20 protein-coding genes are annotated in these 24,023 nt (G+C 66.1%); 12 read left to right on the plus strand and 8 right to left on the minus strand.

The annotated features are described in order from the left end of the window. Window positions 1–44: 44 nt before the first annotated feature. On the plus strand, window positions 45–1,031 hold the full coding sequence (locus QW868_RS02880) for a tripartite tricarboxylate transporter substrate binding protein (RefSeq protein WP_316229878.1): 987 nt from the start codon (window positions 45–47) through the stop codon (window positions 1,029–1,031). A 26-nt stretch (window positions 1,032–1,057) separates the two neighbouring features. Here QW868_RS02880 and htpG read toward each other — a convergent pair whose 3' ends face one another. Together htpG and QW868_RS02890 are read right to left on the minus strand one after the other, a co-directional pair. Continuing rightward, window positions 1,058–2,929, minus strand: coding sequence for a molecular chaperone HtpG (htpG, locus tag QW868_RS02885; protein ID WP_410051276.1), 1,872 nt, complete (start codon window positions 2,927–2,929; stop codon window positions 1,058–1,060). 68 nt (window positions 2,930–2,997) lie between these two features. Next, window positions 2,998–3,516, minus strand: coding sequence for a MarR family winged helix-turn-helix transcriptional regulator (locus QW868_RS02890; protein ID WP_315736427.1), 519 nt, complete (start codon window positions 3,514–3,516; stop codon window positions 2,998–3,000). Between the two features lie 135 nt (window positions 3,517–3,651). Here QW868_RS02890 and QW868_RS02895 point away from each other — a divergent pair, with 135 nt between their 5' ends. The 5 genes from QW868_RS02895 (at window position 3,652) to QW868_RS02915 (ending at window position 7,511) form a co-directional block, all read left to right on the plus strand. Next, a complete protein-coding gene (locus QW868_RS02895) occupies window positions 3,652–4,194 on the plus strand; it encodes a VOC family protein (protein WP_315736426.1) in 543 nt (180 codons plus the stop codon). A gap of 51 nt (window positions 4,195–4,245) precedes the next feature. Next, window positions 4,246–5,883, plus strand: coding sequence for an FAD-dependent oxidoreductase (locus QW868_RS02900; protein WP_316229880.1), 1,638 nt, complete (start codon window positions 4,246–4,248; stop codon window positions 5,881–5,883). After that, window positions 5,880–6,074, plus strand: coding sequence for a DUF2783 domain-containing protein (locus QW868_RS02905; RefSeq protein ID WP_315736424.1), 195 nt, complete (start codon window positions 5,880–5,882; stop codon window positions 6,072–6,074). The genes QW868_RS02900 and QW868_RS02905 overlap by 4 nt, the downstream gene beginning before the upstream one ends. Before the next feature lie 249 nt (window positions 6,075–6,323). Beyond that, the gene (locus tag QW868_RS02910; protein ID WP_316229881.1) at window positions 6,324–6,974 is read left to right on the plus strand and encodes an Mpo1-like protein; all 651 of its coding nucleotides are present in this window, start codon (window positions 6,324–6,326) and stop codon (window positions 6,972–6,974) included. A gap of 126 nt (window positions 6,975–7,100) precedes the next feature. Then, window positions 7,101–7,511, plus strand: a complete 411-nt coding sequence (locus tag QW868_RS02915) for a hypothetical protein (RefSeq protein ID WP_315716509.1) — start codon at window positions 7,101–7,103, stop codon at window positions 7,509–7,511. Between the two features lie 978 nt (window positions 7,512–8,489). On the opposite strand, the gene QW868_RS02920 is transcribed toward QW868_RS02915, so the two are convergent. Further along, window positions 8,490–10,190, minus strand: coding sequence for a hypothetical protein (locus QW868_RS02920; protein WP_315777684.1), 1,701 nt, complete (start codon window positions 10,188–10,190; stop codon window positions 8,490–8,492). A gap of 126 nt (window positions 10,191–10,316) precedes the next feature. Beyond that, window positions 10,317–11,120: an MBL fold metallo-hydrolase gene (locus tag QW868_RS02925; protein ID WP_316229882.1), complete on the minus strand. Its 804-nt coding sequence runs from the start codon at window positions 11,118–11,120 to the stop codon at window positions 10,317–10,319. 117 nt (window positions 11,121–11,237) lie between these two features. Here QW868_RS02925 and QW868_RS02930 point away from each other — a divergent pair, with 117 nt between their 5' ends. The 6 genes from QW868_RS02930 (at window position 11,238) to QW868_RS02955 (ending at window position 19,525) form a co-directional block, all read left to right on the plus strand. Further along, on the plus strand, window positions 11,238–12,356 hold the full coding sequence (locus QW868_RS02930) for a ring-opening amidohydrolase (RefSeq protein WP_316229883.1): 1,119 nt from the start codon (window positions 11,238–11,240) through the stop codon (window positions 12,354–12,356). A 561-nt stretch (window positions 12,357–12,917) separates the two neighbouring features. Further along, the gene (locus QW868_RS02935) at window positions 12,918–15,449 is read left to right on the plus strand and encodes a TonB-dependent receptor (protein ID WP_316229884.1); all 2,532 of its coding nucleotides are present in this window, start codon (window positions 12,918–12,920) and stop codon (window positions 15,447–15,449) included. A gap of 43 nt (window positions 15,450–15,492) precedes the next feature. Beyond that, window positions 15,493–16,182, plus strand: a complete 690-nt coding sequence (locus QW868_RS02940; RefSeq protein ID WP_315736416.1) for a Fe2+-dependent dioxygenase — start codon at window positions 15,493–15,495, stop codon at window positions 16,180–16,182. 1,049 nt (window positions 16,183–17,231) lie between these two features. Then, the gene (gene exbB, locus QW868_RS02945; RefSeq protein WP_316229885.1) at window positions 17,232–18,257 is read left to right on the plus strand and encodes a tonB-system energizer ExbB; all 1,026 of its coding nucleotides are present in this window, start codon (window positions 17,232–17,234) and stop codon (window positions 18,255–18,257) included. Between the two features lie 3 nt (window positions 18,258–18,260). Beyond that, the gene (exbD, locus tag QW868_RS02950) at window positions 18,261–18,710 is read left to right on the plus strand and encodes a TonB system transport protein ExbD (protein WP_315779223.1); all 450 of its coding nucleotides are present in this window, start codon (window positions 18,261–18,263) and stop codon (window positions 18,708–18,710) included. A gap of 26 nt (window positions 18,711–18,736) precedes the next feature. Continuing rightward, window positions 18,737–19,525: a TonB family protein gene (locus tag QW868_RS02955; RefSeq protein ID WP_315736413.1), complete on the plus strand. Its 789-nt coding sequence runs from the start codon at window positions 18,737–18,739 to the stop codon at window positions 19,523–19,525. 274 nt (window positions 19,526–19,799) lie between these two features. Here the strand turns inward: QW868_RS02955 and QW868_RS02960 are convergent, their stop codons facing one another. The 4 genes from QW868_RS02960 to QW868_RS02975 all read right to left on the minus strand — a co-directional run bounded on the left by QW868_RS02960 (window position 19,800) and on the right by QW868_RS02975 (window position 23,793). After that, window positions 19,800–21,659 carry an outer membrane beta-barrel protein gene (locus tag QW868_RS02960; protein ID WP_315795866.1) on the minus strand — a complete coding sequence of 620 codons (1,860 nt, stop codon included), beginning with the start codon at window positions 21,657–21,659 and terminating at the stop codon, window positions 19,800–19,802. A 104-nt stretch (window positions 21,660–21,763) separates the two neighbouring features. Then, window positions 21,764–22,105: a cupredoxin domain-containing protein gene (locus tag QW868_RS02965; protein ID WP_315736411.1), complete on the minus strand. Its 342-nt coding sequence runs from the start codon at window positions 22,103–22,105 to the stop codon at window positions 21,764–21,766. Window positions 22,106–22,730: 625 nt separating this feature from the next. Further along, window positions 22,731–23,504, minus strand: a complete 774-nt coding sequence (locus QW868_RS02970; protein ID WP_316160786.1) for a cytochrome b/b6 domain-containing protein — start codon at window positions 23,502–23,504, stop codon at window positions 22,731–22,733. 10 nt (window positions 23,505–23,514) lie between these two features. Continuing rightward, window positions 23,515–23,793: a PepSY domain-containing protein gene (locus tag QW868_RS02975; protein WP_315736410.1), complete on the minus strand. Its 279-nt coding sequence runs from the start codon at window positions 23,791–23,793 to the stop codon at window positions 23,515–23,517. Window positions 23,794–24,023 lie beyond the last annotated feature (230 nt).

The following is a 24,023-nucleotide window of genomic DNA, read 5'->3' on the forward strand; positions in this document are numbered from 1 at the left end:
CGGTTAGCGTACCGCTCCCAGAACATGCCAACGCGAAGGCCGGCATGCCCAAGGACACGATGACACGACGCGCATTGCTGCGCTGCGCCGCCTGGAGCAGCGTTGCAGCCATGACTTCGACCACGGCGTTCGCCGGAGTTGATGCGCCCTATCCGGCTCAGCCTGTCACCTGGGTCATTCCGTTTGCTCCGGGTGGGGCCACCGGCCGGCTGTCGCTCTTGATCTGCGACCGGCTGACCCGCCGACTGGGCCAGCCCTTCGTGCTCGATCACCGGCCGGGTGCGGGCGGCGCGACCGCCACCAAGAACGTCGCGAGCGCCCCGCCGGACGGTTACACGATCCTTGCGACCTCGACCGCCAACGTCATCACGGCCTCGACCGACGGCCCGCCCGGCGCCGACGGCGATCTCATCCCCGTCGCGGGCATGGCGCGCATGCCGCTGCTGCTGCTGGTCAGCCGGCAGCTGCCGGTCAAGACGCTGCCCGAATTCCTGGCCTATGCCAAGGCCAACCCGGGCACGCTCAGCGTCGGCTCCGCCGGCCCCGGCACCGTGCAACTGCTGTCGGCCGAGCTGTTCCGGACCCTCGGCGGCATCACCTGGTCCACTGTGCACTATCGTGGCTCGGGGCCGGCCTTGACCGACCTCGCCTCCGGCCACATCCACGCGATGCTCGACAACGCCGCTTCCGCCGTCGACCTGTTGCGCAGCGGCAAGGTCCGGGCGCTGGCCGTCTCGACCCGCGAGCGCGCCGCCGCCTTCCCCGATCTGCCGCCGGTCGCCGACGTGCTGCCGGCGTTCGAAACCTCCGGCTTCTATGGCGTCGCAGTGCCGCACGGCACGCCGGAAGCCATCGTTGAGCTGCTCAACCGCGAGATCAACGCCGCGCTGGCCGATCCCGACATCAGCAGGCAGTTCGCGGAGGTCGGCGCCACGCCGCTCACCGGCGACGTCGGCGTCTATGCCGCGACCTACCGCGCCGAGATCATGCACTGGCGCAAGCTGGTCCCGCAGGTGAGCGCGAAGAACTGACCTCCGCGCCCGGCGACCCGCCTGCCTCAGGCCGCCGCGACGCCCTGCAGCACCAGCCGGTTGAGCCGGGCCGCGAACGCGGCCGGATCCTCCGGCAGTTCGCCGTCGAGAATCTGCGCCTGCTCGAGCAGCAGGAACGACAGGTCGTCGACCTTGGTCTTGTCGGCGCCGGCCTTCGCGACCGCGACGACCAGCGGATGGCGCAGATTGATCTCCAGAATCGGCTTGGTGCGGGCGCCGCGCGCCTGCTGCGACAGGATGCGCTCCAGCTCGCGGTCGGGACCATGGCTGCCGGCGACCAAACACGAGGCGCTGGTCGTGAGCCGGGTCGAGACCTTCACGTCGGTGACGTGGTCGCCGAGGCTTGTCTTGATCAGTGCGATCGTGTTGGCCTCGTCGGCGGCCGGCTGTGCCTCGTCCTCGGGCTTCGGCTCGGTCACCGGGATCGGATCGAAGTTGATGTCGCCCTGGCTCAGCGACTTCAGCGGCTTGCCGTCATATTCGAGCCTCGCCGAGGTCCAGAACGCATCGACCGGATCGGTGAGCAGCAGCACCTCGACGCCGCGCGCCTTGGCGGCCTCGAGCCGCGGATTGGACTTCAGCCGCTCGATGCTGTCACCGACCAGGAAATAGATCTCGGTCTGATTCTCCTTGAGCCCCTCGACATACTGCTTCAGCGAGCGCTTCTCGCCTGATGTCGTGGTGAAGCGCGACAGCGCCAGCAGCTTGTCGCGGCGCTCGAAATCCTCGTACAGGCCTTCCTTGATGACGGCGCCGAACGAATCCCAGATCTTGTCGAAGTTCTCGGCGTCCTTGTCGGCGAGCTGCTCCAATTCGCTGATCACCCGCGTCGTCACCGCCTTGCGGATCTGGGCGAGCTGCGGATTGTTCTGCAGCATCTCGCGCGACAAATTGAGCGGCAGGTCCTCGCTGTCGATCACGCCGCGGATGAAGCGCAGATAGGCCGGCATCAGGTCGGCGTCGTCGGTGATGAAGACGCGCCGGACATAGAGCTTGACCTTGCCCTTGCGCGCCGGCTCGAACAGGTCGAACGGCTTGGTCGACGGCGCGAACAGCAGCACCGCATAGGAATAGCGGCCCTCGGCGCGGTAGTGCAGCGTCATTGCCGGCTCGTCGAACGCGTGCGCAATCGACTTGTAGGCCTTGCTGTAATCCTCGGACGTCAGCTCGGACTTCGAGCGCTGCCATAGGGCGCTGGCGGAGTTGATCTGGCGCGGCTCGCCCTCCTCCGGCACCAGCATGATCGGGAACTGGATGTTGTCGGAATAGGCGGTGACGATGCGCTCGATCTCATAAGCTTCGAGATACTTCCTGGCGTCGTCCTTGAGGTGCAACACGATCTCCGTGCCGCGCGCCACCCGCTTGGCGTCCTCCTCGGACGCGGGTGCGACCTCGAAGCCGGCGCCGCCGGAGGAGGTCCAGGTCCAGACGTCGTTCTCGCCGGCGCGCCGGCTGATGACGACGATGCGGTCGGCGACCATGAAGGCCGAGTAGAAGCCGACGCCGAACTGGCCGATCAGGCCGGTGCCGTCCTTGGCCTCGGCCAGCTTCTGCACGAACGCCTTGGTGCCGGAGCGGGCGATGGTGCCGAGATGGTCGATCAGTTCCTGGCGCTCCATGCCGATGCCGCTGTCGGCGATGGTCAGCGTATCCGCCGCCTTGTTCGGAATGATGCGGATCTGCGGCGGCTCGCCCTCGCCGATCAGGTCGGGCCTGGCGATCGCCTCGTAACGCAGCTTGTCACAGGCGTCGGAGGCGTTCGAAATCAGCTCGCGCAAGAAAATGTCGGTCTCGGAATAGACCGAATGCACCATCAGATGGAGCAGCTCGGAGACTTCGGCCTGGAAGGAATGGCTAACGGTCGCGGTGTCGGTCATCGTCGTGCGTTGGCCCATGCTATCAAGGGTGGAGAGAGACCGTCGATATAGCGCGGCGGCGGCACCGATCAAGCCTTCCGACCGGGGGGATCACCGGCCGATCGTTCGGCGGCCGCGAGCAGCTTGTCGATGACCGCGTCCAGGGTGGCGATCTCGGCGGCCGAAAGCACGCTCAGCAGATCGGCCTCGCGCGCCAGCGCATGGGGCACGATTCTGCGGTACAGCGCCCTGCCGGCGGCCGTCAGCGCTACGATCCGCTCCCGTCCATCCGCGAGATCGCGGCTGCGGCTGACGATGCCGCGTGCCTCCAGGCTCTGCATGGCGCGGCTGACGTTCATCTTGTCGAGCGTCGTCAGCCGGCCAATCTCCTTGGTCGGCAACCGCGGCTGCTCGCCGAGCGCCGCCAGGATCCGCCATTCCTGGCGCGACAGCGCGAAGCGGTCGGCATAGACCTCCGCCACCGCCAGCGACACCTGTTCGGCGAGCCGGGCCAGCCGGTAGGGAAAATAGCGCTGCAGCCGGAGCTCGCGCTCCGTGGCCGCTTCGCCTTGCTTGCGGTCGCGAATGTCGGTGACCGGCTTTGTCATTGCGTCCTCTGCCCCTCGTTCCTTCCAACGATCCCGGCGACCTCGATCCGATCCTGATCCGGTTGATCTGGATCAAAGCCAAACGATCGTATCATTCGTTACTATTCTGCCAACAACGATCATGGGAGGACAATCATGCAGATCGAGAAGATCCATCACGTCGCCTATCGCTGCGTCGACGCCAAGGCCACGGTCGAGTTCTACAAGAAGGTCCTCAACATGGACCTGCTCGGCGCCATCGCCGAGGACAAGGTGCCCTCCACCAAGGCGCCCGATCCGTACATGCACATCTTCCTGGATGCGGGAAACGGTAATATCCTCGCCTTCTTCGAGCTGCCGAACTCGCCGCCGATGGGACGCGATCCCAACACCCCGGAATGGACCCAGCACATCGCCTTCCAGGTCAAGGACATGGAGGAGCTCGAGGAAGCGAAGGCACGCGCGGAGGCCGCCGGCCTCGACGTCGTCGGGATCACCGACCACACCATCTTCAAGTCGATCTATTTCCACGATCCGAGCGGCCACCGGCTGGAGATCGCGGCCTGGACCGCGACGCCCGACCAGATCGCACGGATGAAGTCGGTCGCCCACGCCATGGTGGACGAATGGGCGACCACCAAGAAGCCGCCGCGGCACACCGCCTGGATGCACGAGAAGGAATTCGCAGGCAGCGACTGAGCGATTGCTCGTCCCGACAGTCCCGACCGCAACGCGCCAGGCGAGGCAGCCATGAGCAACTATGTCTATCCGCGATTTCCCTATGTCTGCTCGGCGGAGCAGCGCAGCGGCGAGACCCGCCGCCATCCGATCGTCGTGATCGGCGCCGGGCCGATCGGCCTGACGGCGGCGCTCGATCTCGCCGCCCGCGGCCAGCCCGTCGTCGTGCTCGATGACAACGATACCGTCAGCATCGGCTCCCGCGCCGTGTGCTACGCCAAACGCCCGCTCGAGATCTGGGATCGGCTCGGTTGCGCCGCGCCGATGGTCGAGAAGGGCGTCAGTTGGAACATCGGCAAGGTCTTCTTCCGCGACCAGCTCTCTTATCAATTCGATTTGCTGCCCGAGCCCGACCATCGCTGGCCGGCAATGATCAACCTGCAACAATACTATCTCGAGGAGATTCTGGTCGATGCCTGCAACAGGACTCCGCTGATCGATCTGCGCTGGAAGCATCGGCTGGTCAGCCTGAAGCAGACCGACGACTGCGCTGATCTCGCGGTGGAGACGCCGGACGGCATCTTCACCATGGAGGCGCAATGGGTGATCGCCTGTGACGGCGCCAATTCTGACACCCGGCGCATGGTCGGCGCAGAGTTCAAGGGCCAGTTCTTCCAGGACCGCTTTTTGATCGCCGATGTCAGGATGAAGGCGGAGTATCCGACCGAGCGCTGGTTCTGGTTCGATCCGCCGTTCCATCCGGGACAGTCGGTCCTGCTGCATCGCCAGTCCGACAACATCTGGCGCATCGACTTCCAGCTCGGCTGGGACGCCAATCCGGACGAAGAGAAAAAGCCCGAGCGCGTGATCCCACGCATCCGGGCGATGCTCGGCGAGACCACCGAATTCGAGCTGGAATGGGTGTCGATCTATCAGTTCGCCTGCCGCCGGATCGACAATTTCCGTCACGGCCGCGTCCTCTTCGCGGGCGATGCGGCGCACCAGGTGTCGCCGTTCGGCGCCCGCGGCGCCAACACCGGCGTGCAGGACATCGACAACCTCGCCTGGAAGCTGGCGCTGGTGCTGCGCGGCGAGGCGCCGGAGAGCCTGATCGACAGCTATCACGAGGAGCGCGCCTTTGCCGCCGACGACAACATCCTGAACTCGACACGGGCGACCGACTTCATCACGCCGAAGACGCAAGCCAGCCGCCTTTATCGCGACGCCGTGCTCGACCTCGCACAGAATCACAGCTTTGCGCGGCCGCTGGTCAACAGCGGCCGGCTGTCGACGCCGACGCCCTATGTCGCGTCGTTGCTGAACACGCCTGACGGCGGGAGCGTCCCCGGGGCGATGACGCCTGGCACCAATGCCGCCGATGCGCCGGTGACGATCGCGGGACAGCCCGGCTGGTTGCTGAACTGCCTCGGCTCCGGCTTCACGGTGGTCACCTTCGACAACGCCGTCACGGCCGAGCAGCTCAGCATCGACGGCATCACGGCGCGGGTGATCGTCGTCGGCCGCGAGATCGCTGATGCCAAGGGCCTGCTCGCGGCACGATACGGTGCCTCGCCCGGGACGACCTATCTGTTCCGTCCCGATCAATATGTCACCGCCCGCTGGCCGCAGTTCGACGAGAACGCGATCACGGACGCGGTCCGGCGCGCCTGCGGCAGGCGCGGCGCGGTCCAGCAGGAGCTTGCGGCATGAGCCTGACCCTCACCCCGAACATCAGCGATCCCGACGACTTCTATGCCGAGCTGATCGGCGGCCAGCGCGACCTCAGCGAGGACGAGGCCCTGCGCATGAACGCCAGGCTGGTGCTGCTGCTCGCCAACCATATCGGTGACCGCGCGATCCTGAGCGAGGCGATCCGGCTGGCAAGGTCGCCCGCCGGCTGATGCAGGCCGCAACACGTCAAATCGGCAGCCGGCTTTGATCCGGATCAAAGCCGTTTCTCCGCATTCTGCGGCAGACAGAGAGAGCAGCCTGCGAGTCGTGCACCGGCACAGAGTCCGCTCACTTGCGCGCACATTGCGGCTCCCGATCCGCTCCCGGTCGGTTTCATTGTGACAACATCATAATGTCACGCCACCTTCACTGAAGGCCTCTACGTCTTCGCCTCGTTCCACAACGGCACGGGGATTCGCATGTCGCGCTACTACAAGACGCTGCAGACGCAGCGCTTCGACGACTATCGCTACTATCATCAGAGCCGGATCAATCAGACGCTGCACCTGGTCAGCGCCGTGATCTTCCTCGTGTGCTATGCGCTGCTGCTCAAGGATCCGGCGATGGCCGGCCTGGTCGGCTGGCTCGCGATGCTGACGCGGCAGACCGGGCACTTCTTCTTCGAACCGAACGGCTATGACCACGTCAACGGCGTCAGCAACGACTACAAGGAGGCGGTCAAGGTCGGCTACAATCAGACCCGCAAGATCGTGCTGCTGACGGTGTGGGGTCTGGTGCCGGTGGCGCTGTTCGCGTTTCCGACGCTGTTCGGCCTGTTCGCCGAGCCGGCCAGCCGGATGGACTTCGTCCGCCACGTCGGCCTGCTCTGGCTCGCGGTCGGCATCGGCGGCGGTCTGTTTCGCGTCATCCAGCTGTTTGCAATGCAGGATGTCTCGACGGGCCTGATCTGGGCCTTCAAGGTGTTGACCGACCCGTTCCACAACATCGCGCTGTATTGGAAGTCGCCGCTGGCGCTGCTGCGCGGCGAGCTCATCGATCCGACCATCAAGGACGCCTCGCATTGGGGCGCCGCCGAGGACGAGGCCGAAGAAGCTGCGCATCTCACCTGATCGCGAGTTCCCGCCGCCGGCCGGTCCTGCGGCGGGAGTTCTCGAACAGAGGGGCTGCAACAACATGGAACAACTCTCCTGCTACGCCGTTGCGGCCTCAGTGCTGGCGGCCTTCAGGAGCTCCCCATGTGTGACTACAGCCTCCATACTGTTGCTTCCCGCGATGCCAAAACTGCCGACGTGCTGGTCTCCTGTCGATTTCCCGGCACGGAGACCCGCGGCTTCTGCACCAAGGACGACCCGCTGACCGCCGTCTGCCTGCGGCCGGGCACGGAGCTCGCCTTCGAAGACGATGTCCGCATCAAGGGCTTCTTCTTCCGCCGCAAGGTCGGCGCCCATCTCGCCCGCTTCCGCCAGGTCGACACCAACAAGCCGACCGAACATCACGATGCGCTCGAATTCTCCAATGGCCGAATCGTCAAGGTCACCGACCTCGCCACCGGCCAGCGCGCCCGCGTGCTGCAGATGCCGGCCGATCCGGCTGCCAGGCGCACGACCGTGCCGCTCACGATCGAGCTGCGGGCGACGCAGCTCTGAAGGCTTCGACATTGACTTCGACATGGACGATGTCGGCGCCGCGGCGCTGGCGTCGCTCATGGCCAATCGAAATGCTCGGCTCATCGAACGCGATGCGTTGCGGGAGTGAGGTCTTGCTGCGGATATCATCGACATGCGTCGTCGCGTTCCCGCGGCCCGTCGGACCCGAGTGATGCGGCAGTCGTCCCTCTGAAAATGAGAGGGCGCGGGGAAGGCCGGGTGCTGACCGCGGCCCATGGCCCGCCTGCAACAAGAAAAGCAGGCGGCAGTCACCACAGGTCGGGCCTGACAACCGGCCTCCCCCGCGCGATCGGTTTTAACGGTGTCCTTCGTGCTCTCCCTGGGGATCGGCGTTCTTGCCCCCATCGCCCGCGCGTGCCGTCAAGCAACGCTTGCGGACTTGACCTCAGCGTCGAGAGGCCAGGACCACACGACTTCGCCGTCCGCGCCGGACTGCGCTCGTCTGGCACAGCCGTCACGTCCATCGCACCCCACCTCCACGTTCGTGACGACGCGTACGTCCCTCTGCACAAGGTGGGATGGGAGGAGATAAGCATTGTTTCGGAAAAATAGCAAGAGAAATTTCGTGAAATCCGCAAGCGCCCCTCGAGCAGGGGTGGGTGCGCTCCCCTCCCCCTTGCGGAGAGGGGAGAGGAGCGCACGGCGGGGCCGGCGCAGTAGGCGGAGGCTCGGGAAGCGCAGTCCGACGAATGCCTGGTTCAATCCGGCAGGTTCGTGAACCGCGGCCGCCAGACGCCGAGGATGACGTTACGGTGGCAACTCCCAGCATGACCCGGATCGCGCCCTACCCGGTGCCGAAGTTGGGCTGCAGCCTCGCCGGATCGAGCTGGCCGGCGACGGCGCGCGCGGCCTCGCCGGCCGCTTCCTGCATCGGCCCCTGCACGGCGGCAAAGCCCCATTTGAAGACGAGGATGCCGGAGGCCAGCTTGGTCAGCGCCCAGCCGGCGCTCTCCGGCCTCAGGACGGTGAGGCCGTCCGCGGAGCAGGCTCAGGCTTCTGCACCGCCGTGGTGCCGGTGCCGCCCTGTCCGACGCGGAACAGTTGGATGTAGCTGCCGAGATAGAGCGGCGTGAGGCCGGCGACCGGCTGCTCAGGGAGCGGCGGGTCGAGCAGCAGAACGGCATCGAAGTGCGACCGCCAGCCGGCCAGATAGCGCGCGAGCGGCAGCACATCGGCGGACGGCGTGTCCGGCTGCAGCCAGCGCCACGCGGCGGGCTCGGCCAGCGGCTGCGCAAGGCGAGCGAAGGAGGGACGGACTGCCACGGGCTGCTGGCTCGGATGGGCGAACATCAGCGGCCAGAACGCCCGTCGCTCGATCACGAGCAGCGCCGCCATATGGGAATCGACATAGCGGAATCCGGGCAGGATCCGCTCGCGCCGGCTGGAGACGGGCTGCTCATGGCCATGCGCGGCGATGACGCGCGCGCCGGGCTGCACATGCGCGATCGCCGCGCGCAGTTCGGCGAGGTCGACCCTGTGATCGATCCATGCCGATGCGATGTCCGCGGTCCGAATCAGCGTCAGGCCCGCGAGGACGATGCCGACGAGCGCCGCCTTCCTGCCGGACACGACCGGCTGCAGGCCGGCGAACAGCAGCAGGCCGCACATCGCGGCAAAGCGCATATCGATGAACGTTCCGCCCAGCGCGCTCCATGGCGCCGCGACGAAGGCGACGAACAGCGCCGCCAGCGCCAGCGGAATGCCCGGCGCGACGACGATCTGGCGCCGGACGAGGATCAACACCGACAGCACCGCGACGGTCGTGATGACCGTCAGCTCGGCGCTGGTGGTCAGGAACGGCGTCATGATGCGCCACAGCTTCGGCGGTCCGATCCAGGCGCCGAGTTGCAGCCCGCCCTCACCCAGCGGACAGAGCCCGTAGAGCAGCACGGCCGGGCTGAGCGTGATGCCGAGCGCGCAGGCGACGACCACCAGCTCCCGTGCAAGGCCGGGCGACCGGCGCAGCCGCCACAGCCGATCGGCCTCTCCAGCGCCGATCAGGACCGCGAAGAACAGCAGGCCGAAGATGTGGCAGAGGAAGGCGGCCGCCGCGGCGATGGCTCCCCACGCGATCGCGGGCAGCCAGCCGCGACGGCGCAGCGCCACCCAGCCGGCGGCGCCGCCGAGCGCGAGACCAAGCGAGAGCTGGAAATTCATGAAGCCGAGCAGGAAGACGCCGTCATAGGCGATGATGCCGGCCGCCAGCGGCCACAACGACAAGCGGCCGAACACCGCGCGGTGATAGGCGATCACGCCAAAGAGCGGCGCGAACAGGCTGAGCGCGAGCAGGATGCGGCCGCCGACATGAACGTCGGTGAAGCGCAGCAGCGCCACGCCGATCACATCCATGCCGAGATTGGGCAGGACGCGCCAGTTCGGCGCGTACATCTGCGACAGCACGGGATCGTCGGGATGCGCCAGCACGAACAGGCGCGCGAGGTGGTTCGGATAGTCGAGCACCGGCGGCACATCGACCAGCAGGAACGGCAGCGCGAGCACGATGGCGAGCACGAGCGCCAGCACGGCCCAGAGCCGCTGCATGTGGCTGGCGGTGGACGCGAACGCCGGATCGTGCAGACCCGGGAGAGTATCTGAATGCAGGATGAGGCCGGCCGGCGCGATGGCGCCGGTCACCGACGAGCACGATTGCGAACGCATTGAGGTACCCCACTCCACCCGGGATACTTCGATACCATCCGACCAAAGACTGCAAGACGCTCAAATACAACCTTATGGTTGTGCCTAATGCCCCGTTACTTTACGGGGGTTCGTGGAACCAGCGGCTCAGGCGATCGCCTGGAGATAACGCCGCACCGAGCGATCGAACGCCGCCTTCGCATCGTCGCCGATGTTCTTCTGCCACCACGCGCCGTAGACGCGGTCGAAGGCGAGCGGCGCGACCGCATCGGCGATGCGGCGCACGGCGGCGGCGCCGAGCGGGATGTAGTTCGGATAGGAGTACATGAAGCTGACGTGGCGGCGATCCATCGCCACCATCGCGATGTCACCGGTCAACAGCGCGCCCTTGCCACCGGCACCTTTGCGCCAATGCAGGATGGTGGCGCCGGCGAAATGCCCGCCGGTCCGCAGCAGCACGACGTCATCCGAGATGGCGAGGCGATCGCCCGTCCATGGCACGATGGCCGGATGCGGCCGGGTGACGAAGGCGCGGTCGTCGCCATGGAGATAGACCGGCGCGTTGCCGAATGCCTCGCTCCAATCGGCGACCGCGCCATAGTAGTGCGGATGCGACACCGCGATGGCCTTCAGGCCGCCCAATGAGCGGACGCGGGCAATGGCTGCGTCTGTCGCCAAGGGAATGCAGTCCCACATCACGCAGCCGTCCGGCTCGGGAACAAGCAGCGCGCGCTGGCCGATCGCAAAGCTGGGATCCAAAGCGAGGCCGGTCAGGCCGTCATCCTCGCGCCAGATGACCTGATGCCGGCCAGCAAGGTCGTCGCGGCTGAGGAAGCTCTGTCCCTTCCAGTTCACATATTGCCGCTCGTCCTCGCAGACGACGCAATGGCCGGGCGGCGCCTTCGTATCGGGAAACTGCGCGCCGCATTGAAAACAGGTCCAGAGAGGCATGGATCACCGGTCGTCGAGATGGGATTGCGGAGGATAGCACGCGGACCATCCCGGAACACCGTCGCGCGCGGCTTCGTGATTGCCTAGTGTCGCCGGACGCCGACAGGAGTTCTCGACATGCCGACCACGCTGCGCCGCGCCTACGTTCACCGCCTGCCGATGCGCAGCCCGGACGATGTCGGCGCGCTCGAGGCCGGAATCGCGCAAGGCGCCATCGATCCCGCCGGCATCGTCGCCATTCTCGGCAAGACCGAAGGCAATGGCTGCGTCAACGATTTCACCCGCGCCTTCGCCGTGCGCTCGCTGGAGGCGCTGCTCGGCCGATATCTCGCGGCCGACGCCGTGCGGCAGATCGCGATGGTGATGTCCGGCGGCACCGAGGGCGCGCTGTCGCCGCACATGATCGTGTTCGAGGCACGCGACGGCGGCGACGCCGTGGCGCCGCGCGATGTCCCGACATCGCTGGCGCTCGGGCGCGCGCGAACGCCGGTGCTGGCGGGCGAGCATCTCGGCCGGATGCAGCAGGTCGAGCAGGTCGCGGCCGGCGTGCGCGCGGCGATGGCTGACGCCGGCATCAGCGATCCCGCCGAAGTCCATTACGTGCAGGTGAAATGCCCGCTGCTGACGATGGAGCGGATCGAGGCGGTGGAGGCGCGGGGAGAGCGCACCGCCGTGCGCGATACGCTGAAGTCGATGGGCTTTTCGCGCGGCGCCTCGGCGCTCGGTGTCGCCGTCGCGCTCGGCGAGGTCGCCGCTGCCGATCTTTCCGATGCGACGATCTGTGCCGATGTCTCGCGCTACAGCGGGCGCGCTGCGACATCGGGCGGCGTCGAGCTGCTCGACCACGAGATCATGGTCGCCGGCATGTCGGCCAAGTGGAGCGGGCCGCTGGCGATCGATCATGCGGTCATGGGCGATGCCATCGACATCGAGCCGGCGCGGCAGGCGCTCGCCCGACTCGGCCTGAACGTGCCGGGCCAGGTGCCGGCCGCCGATCGCAGCCGCATCGCCGCGGTGCTCGCCAAGGCGGAGGCAGCGCAGAGCGGCCGGCTGCGCGGCCAGCGGCATACCATGCTGGATGACAGCGACGTCTCTTCGACCCGCCACGCCCGCGCCTTCGTCGGCGGCGCGCTGGCCGGGCTGTTCGGCTTCACCGACCTGTTCGTCTCGGGCGGCGCCGAGCATCAGGGCCCCGACGGCGGCGGACCGGTCGCGATCATCGCCGAGCGCCGCTGATCTCACGGTCGAGACCGCTGCAGACGCCGGCCCCCGGCCTGAAGGTCTACGCTCGGAACCTCACCGCTCCATCGCGACACCTTGCTACCGCGGTAACGTGCCGTTCACCCAGGTCGCTCCGGGCCACGCATTCGACCTGATCACCACGGCGAAGTTCCGAGCCGCAGACGCGTCCCGATCAGGAACCAGATTCGCCAGATTCCCGCCGCATCTCGCGACGCGGCGGGGAGCAGCTCAAACCGAAAATCGACCGAAGTGATCGTCAAGCGCACGATCCACCTCGCGAGACGACGTGAAAGACCACCAATTCTCTCGTCAGCAATTGAATGATGGAGATCGGTTCAACCAGGAGGTTTCAACTGTTGCCACGGAGCGACAGTCTGCGAACAACTCTCATTCTCAGAAATGGATGGAAACTTTTCGCATTCCGGCCACCGACGGAACCAGCTTTGGGCCGCTTTCCCCCGCTTCTTGACTTGCATTCGCAACTGGTATGCGCCGGTTGCGGGCGTTCAACGAACCCAAGTCTGAAGTTTTGCGTAGCGAATGGGGTGGTCGAGTATGGGTAAGGCAATCTTTCCAACGAGCCTGCGAGGGGCAAGCGGACACGAGTGGGAGCCATCTCCCGAGATTTCCGGTGTGAAAGTCTCGGCGGTCGCGAGCCTGATCGCGGTTGCCTCGTTCTCCAGTGCCGAAGCCCAGCAGGCGCCGCTGCCGTCCGTCAACGTCGAAGCCCCGGTGGCGCGCCCCAAGGCGGCCGCCTCGCGCCCGACCGCGGACCAGGTCCGCGCCCGCGACGCAATGCGCCGCGCCGCCCGCCAGCAACAGCAGCAGCAGGCCGCGGCGCCGAAGAGCAATCTGCCGCCCGACCGCAACCCCTATTCCAGCCCCGCTTCCGACTACAAGGGCGAGCGGCTGCAGGCCTCCGGCAAGTTTCCGGAGAAGCTGCTCAACACGCCAAAGACCGTCACCGTCCTGAGCAAGGAGATCCTGGCGGACAAGAACTCCACCAGCCTCAAATCCGCCGTGCTCTCCACCGCCGGCGTGACGCTCGGCACCGGCGAAGGCGGCAACGCGTTCGGCGACCGCTTCTTCATCCGCGGCTTCGACGCCCGCAACGACGTCTTCATCGACGGCGTGCGTGACGCCGGCGTCTCCGTGCGCGAGAACTTCTTCACCGAGCAGGTCGAGATCCTGCGCGGCCCGGCGTCGTCGTTCGCCGGCCGCGGCACCACCGGCGGCGCGATCAACATCGTGACCAAGCAGGCCACGACCGAGAACAGCTTCTACAACATGGACACCACGCTCGGAACCGACAGGACCAAGCGCGTGGTCATCGACGTCAATCAGAAGATCACGCCGACCTTCGCCGCGCGCGTCGGCGGCCTGTTCCAGGATGCCGGCGTTGCCGGCCGCGACTACGTGACCGACAACCGCAACGGCGGTTTCATCGCCACCAAGTGGACGCCGCTGGACACCGTGACCCTATCTGCCAACTACATCCACAACGAGGTGACCGGCCGTCCGGACTTCGGCGTGCCGTATTATCGGCCGAGCACGCTCACCGCCGGCGCGCCGTTCCCCGAGGTCGGCTCGCCGCGCAACGCCTGGTACGGCTTCGTCAACCGCGACTTCTCGCGTGTCGGACAGGACATCGGCTCGTTCAATGCCGAGGTGAAGGTCACTCCCGACCTGACGATCTCCGACAAGGTCCGGGTGTCGCGCTCGACCTTGAACTACATTGGCACGCTGCCGGAAGGCCCGACCAACATCAATCCGCCGTCCGGCGCGCTCATCAGGGCCAACCCGCAGAGCCGCTTCCAGCAGACGGACGTGCTCGCCAACCAGCTCGAGGCGACCTACAAGTTCGACACCGGCAACTTCAGGCACACCGTGCTCGCCGGCCTTGAGGTCTCGCAGGAAAAGGCGCGCATCAACAGCTACACCGGCCTGACCTCCGAGCAGCAGGGCTTGGCGTTCGCGGGCAGCGGTTCGCTCTCGGGCGTGAGCGTGTTCAACCCGCAGTTCACCAACCTGCCGTTCGGCATTCCGTCGTTGGGGCAATTCCCGACCAACGTGAAGATCGACTCGGCGAGCGTCTACGCCCTCGACAGCGTCAACTACCGCGATCTCGTCATCCTCAACGGCGGCGTGCGCTACGACAAATACGACGTCCGGGTCGACGGCTTCGGCACCGTCAACGGCGTCGCCAACACGCCGGGCTCGACGGCGGCCTCCAGCGGCATGCCGAACTTCAACGTCGGCATGACATTGAAGCCGGTGCCCTACGCCAGCTTCTATGCGGCCTACGCCACCTCGTCGAATCCGGTCGGCGCGGAGTTCGACGGCCTCAGCCCGCAATATGGCGGCCTGTCGGCGGTCACCAATGGCGGCGCAAACCAGATCTTCGGGCCCGAGAAGAACACCTCGATCGAGATCGGCACCAAATGGGAGCTGCTCGACGGTCGCCTGCTGGTCACGGGAGCGCTGTTCCAGACCGAGAAGGAGAACGCCCGCGAGTCGCGCAACATCACCAGCGCCGCGCAGGCCACCGCGGACTGCCCGTATCCGGCAGGCACCATCGGCTCTGTGCCGTGTCTCTCGGCCGGTGCCGCCTACCGCATCCGCGGCATCGACCTGCAGGCGGGCGGCAAGCTGACCGACAAATGGAGCATCTTCGGCGGCATCGTGCTGATGCAGTCCGAGGTGACCAAGTCGAACATCCCGCCGGCCAATACCGCGCTGTTCACCAGCAATGTCGGCCTGCAGCTCGCCAACACTGCGCACCAGTCGTTCAGCCTGCTGACGAAGTACCAGATCAACGACACCTGGGAGATCGGCGGCCAGGCGGTGTACCGCTCGAAGATCTTCGGCGGCACCTGGCTGGCGGCGAACCAGGGCACGGAGTTGCCGAGCTACTGGCGTTTCGATGCGTTCGCGGAAGCCAAGCTCGACAAGAACTGGACGGCGAAGGTGTTTGTTGCCAACATCTTCGACAAGCTCTACTACGACGCTCTCTATCAGAGTGCCACGCCGTTCGTGCTCGTCGGTCCGGGACGAAGCGCATCGATCGTCCTGTCCGGACGGTTCTGATCGCAGACCACCCAGCCGGGGGCACACATCAATTGATGAGTTCATGCTGATCTGTGTCCCCGGAATTCTGAGCAAAGACGATGTGGCGGAGTTTCGCCGCATCATGGACTCCAGCGACTGGGAGGACGGCCGCTCGACGGCCGGCGCCCAGTCGGCCATGGTCAAGCGCAACGAGCAGCTGCCGCCCGACAGCGAGGTGGCGCGCAAGCTCGGCCACCGCATCATTTCGGCGATGACCGCCAATCCGCGCTTTCTCGCCGCCGCCATCCCGCAGCAGATCTTCCCGCCGCTGTTCAACCGCTACAGCGCGGAGTCGGGTCATCATTTCGGCATCCACGTCGACAACGCCGTGCGCGGCGACAAGCTCACGGGCCTGCGCGTCCGCACCGACCTCTCGGTCACGCTGTATCTCTCCGAGCCGGAGGATTACGACGGCGGCGAGCTGGTGATTGAGGATCTCTACGGCTCGCACGAGGTGAAGCTGCCGGCCGGCGACCTCGTGCTGTATCCCTCCTCGAGCCTGCACATGGTCACCCCGGTGACGCGCGGCGTCCGCGTCGCCTCGTTCTTCTGGCTGCAGAGCATGATCCGCGATCCCCTCGCGCGCAGCATGATCTTCGATCTCGATACGACGATCCAGGGATTGTCGCAGCGGATGGGGCGCGACGATCCGGAAATGGTGCGGCTGACCGGCCTCTATCACAACCTGATCCGCTACTGGGCCGAGAACTAGAGGTTCTCCTTCGATCGCAACGATCTGGTTGAGTTCGATCGTTTACGAGCCGGGTTGCACGCGATGCAGCCCGGCTCATTCGTTTTGGTGATGATCCCATCGTTCAGGCGCTTTCCCCAGCGCTCGCGACAGACCGCCATCCGTGCTCACATGCAGTCGGCTGGTCCGTTTCTCGGAGCTGTCGATCCATGTCTTTGACCGCTGGCGGATCGTCGTTGGCGAGCTCTGCGATTTTCCGTGGCGGTGAGCGCGTGCGCTTCGCGAGCCCCCATCGCGACCGCGATGGCCGTTGATCACGACGTGATCAGGGGCGTGCGGCGCGTGCTTCTTGAACGACGCCGATCTCATCGGCATTCTGATTCGGACATCGACGCCCTCAAGCTCCTTTCGGACGGCATCCCGTCCCGAAAGCCGCGCGGCATGCCCTCGTACCAGCCGAACAGGATCATCACGGCGGTTCCGACTAATTAGAATCGATGGAAGACCGAACGGAGGCAATTGCGTGACGCGCGGCCGCATCGGCGGCGTCATGCACGGCTAGCTCCGTCTCGCATCAGGACTTTCAGGGAGTTAGGACGTCACGTGCGGCATCGACGGCCGATGAACAGGCCGCACGATTCGATTTTTCATTTGGCATCGCACTCACCGGAGTGACTGCCGACCTTGATGTTCCCGCTTTGAGTCAACGGGCCGTCTCAAAACAGCCGGGTTACGACTAGAAACATTACAGAGAAGATAACTACCAAGGGGTATGCAGCAACATGTTCAGGATCGTTCTTCATGTAGGAGCGGTGATCGCAGCCGTTTCGGCCGGCGCCATGGCGCATGCCGAGCAGCCGGCCACATCGCCGAGACCTGGCCAGGCTGCAACCGCCCCGCAGACCACAGCACCAAATCCGGCGAATGCGACCGGAGCGAAATCCGTTCAGCCTCCGGCTACAGCGGCCGCCACGCAGGCGCCTGCCGTTGCGCCCGTCAACGCCGCCGCGGCCAGCGCGCCGGCTCCCGTTGCGCACGCAGCTCAAACTCAGAGCGCGGCGCCGAAGCCAGTGACCATCGGACAGGCGCAGACGGCCCCCGCTGTTGCCCAGCCCGCGCCGCAGACGGCCGCGCCTGCTCCCACGGCAACGGCTCCGGCCACCGGCGGCGCCGCCACGGCGGCCGCACCGGCACCGGCTGTCACCACGCCGCAGGCTGCCGCAACGAGCCAGGCGCCGGCAGCCGCAACGAACGACGCCCAGCCGTCGACCGCTGCCGAAACCGTTACTGACGCGTCGGTGGGCGACAAGGCGAAGGATCAGGCAGAGAAGCCGACGCAAGGCGGTGCGCAGGCGGCATCACACGTGCCGCACGATCTGTCGCCATGGTCGATGTTCCTGGCCGCCGACATTCTCGTGAAGTCGGTGATGATGGGGCTGGCGCTCGCCTCGCTTGCGACCTGGACCGTCTTCATCGCCAAGACCATCGAGTTCTCCATCCTGCGCCGGAAGCTGAGCAGCGCGCTGCGCAAGGTCGACGACGTACGCTGGCTGTCGGAAGCCAAGCTCGCGCTGGGATCACGCCAGAACGTGCTGACAGCACTGATCGATGCCGCCATGCACGAGATCAGGATGTCGTCCGAACTGCCGTCTCACGGCGTCAACGAGCGCGCGGCGTCGAGTTTCTCCGAGATCGTGCGTGCCGAAGGCCGGCGTTGCCGGACCGGCATGGGCCTGCTCGCCACGATCGGCTCGATCTCGCCCTTCGTCGGCCTGTTCGGCACGGTCTGGGGCATCATGAACAGCTTCATCGGCATCTCGAAGTCGCAGACCACGAACCTCGCCGTGGTCGCGCCCGGCATCGCCGAGGCGCTGCTCGCGACCGCCATCGGCCTCGTCGCCGCGATCCCGGCAGTAATCATCTACAATCACTTCACGCGGGTGACGAAGGGCTACATGGAGCTCGTCAACCGGTCCTCCGGCGCCACCGCCCGCATGCTGTCGCGCGATCTCGACCGCGGCCAGAGCCATCACGGCGAGCGCTTCGAGCCGATCCACGTCCACTCCGCGCCTCCGATGGCGCTCGCAGCGGAGTAGGTCATGGCCGTTTCTCTGTCTGAAGGTGATGGTGACGACGATCTCGGCGAGACCAGCGACATCAACGTCACCCCGTTCATCGACGTGATCCTGGTGCTGCTGATCATCTTCATGGTCGCGGCACCGCTCTCCACGGTCGACGTGCCGGTCGATCTTCCGACCTCGACCGCCACGCCGCAGAAAAAGCCGGACAAGCCGATCTATGTCAGCATCAAGCCGGATCTGACGCTGTTTGTCGGCGAGGAGCAGGTGAGGCGCGCGAGCCTGGTCAGCACGCTCGAGCACATCCCCGAGGCCGCTAAGGACAAGTTCATCTTCCTGCGCGCCGACCGGGGCGTGGCCTATGGCGAGCTGATGGACGTGATGGAGCTGCTGCGGACCGGCGGCTATCCGAAGATCAAGCTCGTGACTGTCGAAGGCGTCTCACAGGCCGCCGCCCAGGCTGCACATTGAAACCAGTGAAACGACGGAAGTGAAGAATGGTCGAACACAAGTATCAAGGAGCGTCGCGCCGCTTGTGGATCTCAGCCGCGATTGGCGCCGTGATGTTGCACGGTGGCGGCGCCGCGCTCGCGGTCGTCCATCTCAGCGGCAATGATGCGGAAGGTGGCCTCGGCGCCGCCGGCGCCGAGTTCGCGCTCGAGATGGCCTCGCCCCAGGTCGAGGACAACGATCTTCCGCCGGGTCCCGACAGCGACGCGGCCGAAGCTGCGCCGGAGCAGATGCAGCAGACCGCCGAAGTCCAGGAGTCCGACGCCGTCAAGGACAAGCCGACCGAGACCGAGGAAGAGGCCGATCGGGTCGTCACGCAGAACGACCCCAAGAAGCCGGAGAAGGAGGAACAGCAGCAGGCGACCCAGCAGGCCGAGGCGTCGGTCGCGTCTGCCGCGCAGGAAGAATCGGCCCGCAAGGCGCTGGACGAGGCCGCGCCGCCGGCGGAGACGGCCAAGGCCCCCAATCCGGGAATGGGCAAGGACAAGCAGAAGCTGACCAACGATTGGGGTCGCAAGATCAGTGCCTATTTCGAGCTGCACAAGCGCTATCCGGAAGGCAAGAAGCACAATGGCACGGTCAAGGTCGCGCTGGTGCTGAGCCGGGCCGGCAAGGTGGTGTCTGCGTCCGTCATGCAGTCGTGCGGCGACTCGATGTTCGACGATGCCGCGCTTGCGATGATCCGCCGCTCCGACCCGGTGCCCGCGCCGCCGTCCGGACTGACGGACGATCAGTTCAGCTTCAGCCTCGACGTGAACTTCAACCAGAAGAAGTAGTCGTGGCCGAACTGACACGCAGATCCGGAGTTGGCAGCGCTCACCTCGTGGGCGCTGCATTTCGTTTTGGAGACTGGAGCCAGCCACTCCCGCCGCGCGTCCACCCGTCGCTGGGTGGCTATACTACATGGCGAAGCCGGCGCGAAACTCCAGCTTCCAGGCTTGCGGCCCTGCCCCGGAATGACTGTGGCCGCGTCACGACAGCAGGCGTGATCTCCAGGCACGCGCTCAGAAGACCGCAGATGCGGCGCGCGGGCGCCTGCCGGGCAGCCGATCAGTACTGTACCCGCGCGCCGACCTGCACCACGGTCGCCGACAGATTGTTTTCGCGGAAGTTGGAGCGCGTCTCCTCGCGCCGGACGCTGGCCCTGAGCTGCAGCAGGCGTGAGAACTTGTAGAGCATGCCGAGCTCGACCAGGTAGCGGTCGTCGACCCGCGTCGTGCCCGTGAAGGCGTCCTGACCAAAGCCGGCGAGGAAGGTGCCGATCAGCCACGGCTCGAACTGGTGCTCGACGCCGACCGTGACGTCGCGCTTGAGCACGCCGGAGATTCCGGGCTCGGTGATCTCCACGACCTGCGACTTGGCGCCGAACATCACCGCCGTCTCCTTGGCATACTGCCAGGTCAGGTTGGCGTCGGCGATGAAGCCGTTGACCGGTTTCAACATCGGATCCTGATAGCGGCGCGTGAGATAACCCACCGCAACGTCGCCGGTCAGCTTGTCGGCATAGTTGAAGGTCACGCCCGCCTCGACCGCGGTGCCGGTGGAGTCGCGGCGAAAGCCCTCGGCATCGACCGCGATGTCGTGAACGCGGCGGTCGACGGCGACGTCGACGAAGGGCCGGATCTCCGGGGTCAGGTTGTAGGTCACGCGGCTCTGCGAGCCGTATTGGACGAAGTTGCGATCGGCGTTGCTGACGATCTGGCCGTCCATCAGCGGCGCGTTCTGGAACGCGACACGGTCGATGGCGGCCTTGGTCGAGATTTCGACCTCCTCGAACCGCTTGGTGACGCCGGCCGAGCCGCCGACGGTGGAGGCCAGCGGGATCTTGGCGAACCGACCGGCGAAGCGCGGCGTGCCGGGATCATCGGCATCGACGGCAACGTGCCCCTCGCCGTTGAGCGCAAACGTATCGGTGATGTCGTAGCGTCCATTCACCTTGGCGTCGACGGTAGGCCTGCTGAGCTGCCGGAGCTTCGCATAGTCGATGTAGCCGACGCGCACATCGGCGTTGAGCAGATGCCGCTCGAACTGAGAGCGCACGAGCAGGACCGGCGCAACGCTGACGAACGCCGAGCCCTTGCCTTGTGGTACACGGCCGGGATTGCTGTCGAAGCCTGACGACATTTCGAACGCAGGCTTCAGGATGAAGTTTCCCACCGTGATGCCCTTGGGCTCATAGGGGTCCTCCTCCATCATCGGCGGCTGCGCCGGCGGCTCCTGCGGCTTCTGCCCCTTGTTCACCGGCGGCAGCCGCATCTTCGGCTTATCGGCCAGAACGGGCGGAATCGGCTGCGCATCCTGTCGCGGAATTGGCGGCAGGTTGCGCGGCAGCACGCCACGGGTGGCCGGCGGCGGACTGACGGCGAAGGCCAGCGCATCCAGACAGCGATTGGGGACGTTCGTCGTCGACAGCCGGCCGGGCGTCGACAAGCAGCCGCCAACCAGGAGGCCGGCGGACGGAGCACCGAAAAAGCCGTTTCGAACCGGAGCCAGACGCGGCGCCGGTTCGCGGCGCGCGGCCTGAGGGAGCGCGCCCGCGCCAGCATCGATCGGAGACCGCGGCCGCGGCGGTGCAGCCCCATCCACCTGCGTTGCCGCCTTGGGCTCCGGCTCGACGCCGCCAGGCGAAACGATCACCTGCGGAATGACCAGCGGTCCATTGCCATTCGCGGGCCGCGCCGGCTGGCGGCGGCGGTTCGGCACGACCACCACCGGCCCACCCTCGGTGGCCCCGGGATCTGCATAGGCTCTGACCTGGCTCCCCGGAACGACGGTCTGACCGTAGGACGGCGCGGCTCCAAACAGCGTCACGAGCAGCACGGTGATCGCAACCGACTCCTCCTGGCACCATGAGACGTCGCGACCGATGCCACGTCTGGAAGCGACCGTCTCTCGTGCTGCCCGTTCCAAAAAGCCTCGTCTCCGTCGAGTTCGGCAACCTGCGAAGCGCGGCCCCCCCCCCCCGCGGCGTGACACGTTCCGGCATCACGGCGCCGCGGGGGCCGAAGGCCGGATCACTCGATGATCAGCGTGCCCTTGTTGCCCTGATGGAAGTCGTCGAAGAATTCGTAGCGTCCCGGCTTCTGCGCCTTGACCTTCACGACGCCTTCCATGTTCGGCTTGATCACTGTCTCGAACTCCAGGGGCTCGCTCTCGAACTCGACCGGCGCGCCATCCAGATTCTTGACCTTGAACACGATCGGCGTGTCGGCCGGCGCCTTCATCTCCGTCGGCTGAAACTTGTTGTCCTTGACCGATATCTCGATCGTGGTCTCCGCCGCGCCCGCCGGAAGCGCGAGCGCCGCGATCAACAGCGCGGCGGCTCCTGCTGCCTGTACCTTCCCAAAGAGATTCATGGTGTATGTCCCTGTCCCGAATTCACCCGAATGTGCCGGACGGCTTCCAGACGCTCGCCTGTTTCGACGAGTCTCCGACACTTCATAGAACGACTATAAAGTCCCGAATGCGGCAATTTGCCGTGTCCAAATTTGACAACATCGTTGTGTGCGACAAAGCGCGCGACTTTATTAGTTGCGTAGCGTCGCGGCGCCGCGCAGATGCATCGGCTTGAGCATCGCCGACGCGCGGCACCGAATGACAGCGACGAAAATCAGCGGTTTCTGCGGTCGAGAGCAGCATGATCGCCTTGGTTCGCATCGCGGCTGTGCTGATATGAGACACGACAGGTCATGCAGCGTCGTCGCCCACCCCGCGAACCACACGAGACTCACGATCGACCGCGCGCGCTGCGCGCAGCACATGCATGATCCTCATGCGCCGGCTCGTCGAGGCGACTGCGAGCGAGATACACGCATAGGAACGCGCTCGCGCTGGTCCCGCGCGGCATGGACCGAAATGTGCGTGTGCCTCCATCCAGCTCGAGCCGTGCGCGGACAAGCCTTGCGCGCACCAGAAGTGAAATCAGACGCGAGCCCGCCCGCCCATATCGGCGGCGAGCGCACACGACCGATGCCCGCCGCCTCACCTGCCGACCCCCAGCCGCTTGTCGTGAATGCTGAGGGACCGCGGCATGCGTGCGGGCTTCGCGGCGCCCGACGTCGGATTCACGCGCAGGGGCGGCAGATCGGGCACGACGGATACGTGCTCCTCGTTCGCCATCGGCTCGGGCTCCGGGTTCTGCCGTGCGACGCTGCGCGCCGCCGCCGCACGCACGATTCCGGGCACGCGCTTGCGTCCCGTGACCATCGCGCGCATCAGGTTCTCCCGCTGCAGCACGCTCATCCACACCGTGCCGAGCACATGCACGGCGATCAGGGCGATGATGGCATTGGACGACAGCGCATGCGCCTGTTCGATCCAGCCGACGCCGAAGAACCGGACCGAGACCTGCATGACGCCGCTGATGGTCGAGACGATCAGAAGCGCGAGCATCACGACCAGCATCGCGGCGCCTGCCGGGTTCAGCCCGAGATAGCGTCCCGTCTCTCCGCGCAGCATGCCCACGATGTATTGAGGCGCCGCCCGCAGCTTGAGGCTGATCCGCGCGAACAGCGAATGGCGGCTGCCGATCAATCCCCAGATCAGCCTGAAGGCGAGCAGACCGATGACGGCGTAGCCCGCCAGCCGATGCAGGCGGTCGAACGCGTTGGGCGTGACGCAGGCGACGAGCACGAAGGCCGCGAGCGACCAGTGCCAGACGCGCAGCGGCAAATCCCAGACCGCCACGGTCCCCGAACTTGAGTTCGCCGGCGTCTCGGAGGAGACGCTCCGCTGCGCCCGGCCTGCGTCACGCATGACCATCAGATCACTTCGCCTTCGTATGCTTCAGTGCGAGGTCCTCGGGGCTGTAGAACAGCTCATAGAGCTTGCCGCCCTTGACGCCGTAGACCTCGTAGCAGGTGCCCTCGATCTTGGTCTGGCGGACCTCGTAGCCGGCAGCCTTCGCCTTCGCTTCGGCCTCGGCCGTCGTCTTCCACGACGCCTTGTCGAGCTTGGTGCAATCCTTGTAGCCGTCGGCGAGCGCAGCGGAGCCCGACGCAAGACCCGCCGCCAATGCCACAACCATTATCTTGATGACCTTCATTATCAAATCCCTCCTCGAAGACTGCGCCATCGGCGCCAACAGCGCTCGATGCGCGGGCTACAAAGGGGAGGGAGATTTCAACGAAACTTGGACATCGCATTCCGCGGCGGACGGCCTCGAACACGCATGCGCGGCTCGAAACAATCCGCATCCGGCCGCAATGTCGCTGAGATGCGAACTCATATACGTTCCAGTCAGGATCGAACCGTGTCGGCAGGCTGCTGATCTTT

It is taken from the genome of Bradyrhizobium sp. SZCCHNR1051 (genome assembly GCF_032489615.1).
In the GTDB taxonomy this organism is placed as follows: Bacteria; Pseudomonadota; Alphaproteobacteria; order Rhizobiales; family Xanthobacteraceae; genus Bradyrhizobium.

Bases quoted from the DNA above. Each gene is read 5' to 3' on its own strand.
- exbD (WP_315779223.1), top strand. From the start codon at position 18,261: ATGGCCGTTTCTCTGTCTGAAGGTGATGGTGACGACGATCTCGGCGAG.
- QW868_RS02905 (WP_315736424.1), top strand. From the start codon at position 5,880: ATGAGCCTGACCCTCACCCCGAACATCAGCGATCCCGACGACTTCTAT.
- QW868_RS02970 (WP_316160786.1), bottom strand. From the start codon at position 23,504: ATGCGTGACGCAGGCCGGGCGCAGCGGAGCGTCTCCTCCGAGACGCCG.
- QW868_RS02975 (WP_315736410.1), bottom strand. From the start codon at position 23,793: ATGAAGGTCATCAAGATAATGGTTGTGGCATTGGCGGCGGGTCTTGCG.
- QW868_RS02965 (WP_315736411.1), bottom strand. From the start codon at position 22,105: ATGAATCTCTTTGGGAAGGTACAGGCAGCAGGAGCCGCCGCGCTGTTG.
- QW868_RS02955 (WP_315736413.1), top strand. From the start codon at position 18,737: ATGGTCGAACACAAGTATCAAGGAGCGTCGCGCCGCTTGTGGATCTCA.
- QW868_RS02915 (WP_315716509.1), top strand. From the start codon at position 7,101: ATGTGTGACTACAGCCTCCATACTGTTGCTTCCCGCGATGCCAAAACT.
- QW868_RS02900 (WP_316229880.1), top strand. From the start codon at position 4,246: ATGAGCAACTATGTCTATCCGCGATTTCCCTATGTCTGCTCGGCGGAG.
- QW868_RS02930 (WP_316229883.1), top strand. From the start codon at position 11,238: ATGCCGACCACGCTGCGCCGCGCCTACGTTCACCGCCTGCCGATGCGC.
- QW868_RS02940 (WP_315736416.1), top strand. From the start codon at position 15,493: ATGCTGATCTGTGTCCCCGGAATTCTGAGCAAAGACGATGTGGCGGAG.
- QW868_RS02880 (WP_316229878.1), top strand. From the start codon at position 45: ATGCCCAAGGACACGATGACACGACGCGCATTGCTGCGCTGCGCCGCC.
- QW868_RS02890 (WP_315736427.1), bottom strand. From the start codon at position 3,516: ATGACAAAGCCGGTCACCGACATTCGCGACCGCAAGCAAGGCGAAGCG.
- QW868_RS02910 (WP_316229881.1), top strand. From the start codon at position 6,324: ATGTCGCGCTACTACAAGACGCTGCAGACGCAGCGCTTCGACGACTAT.
- htpG (WP_410051276.1), bottom strand. From the start codon at position 2,929: ATGACCGACACCGCGACCGTTAGCCATTCCTTCCAGGCCGAAGTCTCC.
- QW868_RS02935 (WP_316229884.1), top strand. From the start codon at position 12,918: ATGGGTAAGGCAATCTTTCCAACGAGCCTGCGAGGGGCAAGCGGACAC.
- QW868_RS02920 (WP_315777684.1), bottom strand. From the start codon at position 10,190: ATGCGTTCGCAATCGTGCTCGTCGGTGACCGGCGCCATCGCGCCGGCC.
- QW868_RS02925 (WP_316229882.1), bottom strand. From the start codon at position 11,120: ATGCCTCTCTGGACCTGTTTTCAATGCGGCGCGCAGTTTCCCGATACG.
- QW868_RS02895 (WP_315736426.1), top strand. From the start codon at position 3,652: ATGCAGATCGAGAAGATCCATCACGTCGCCTATCGCTGCGTCGACGCC.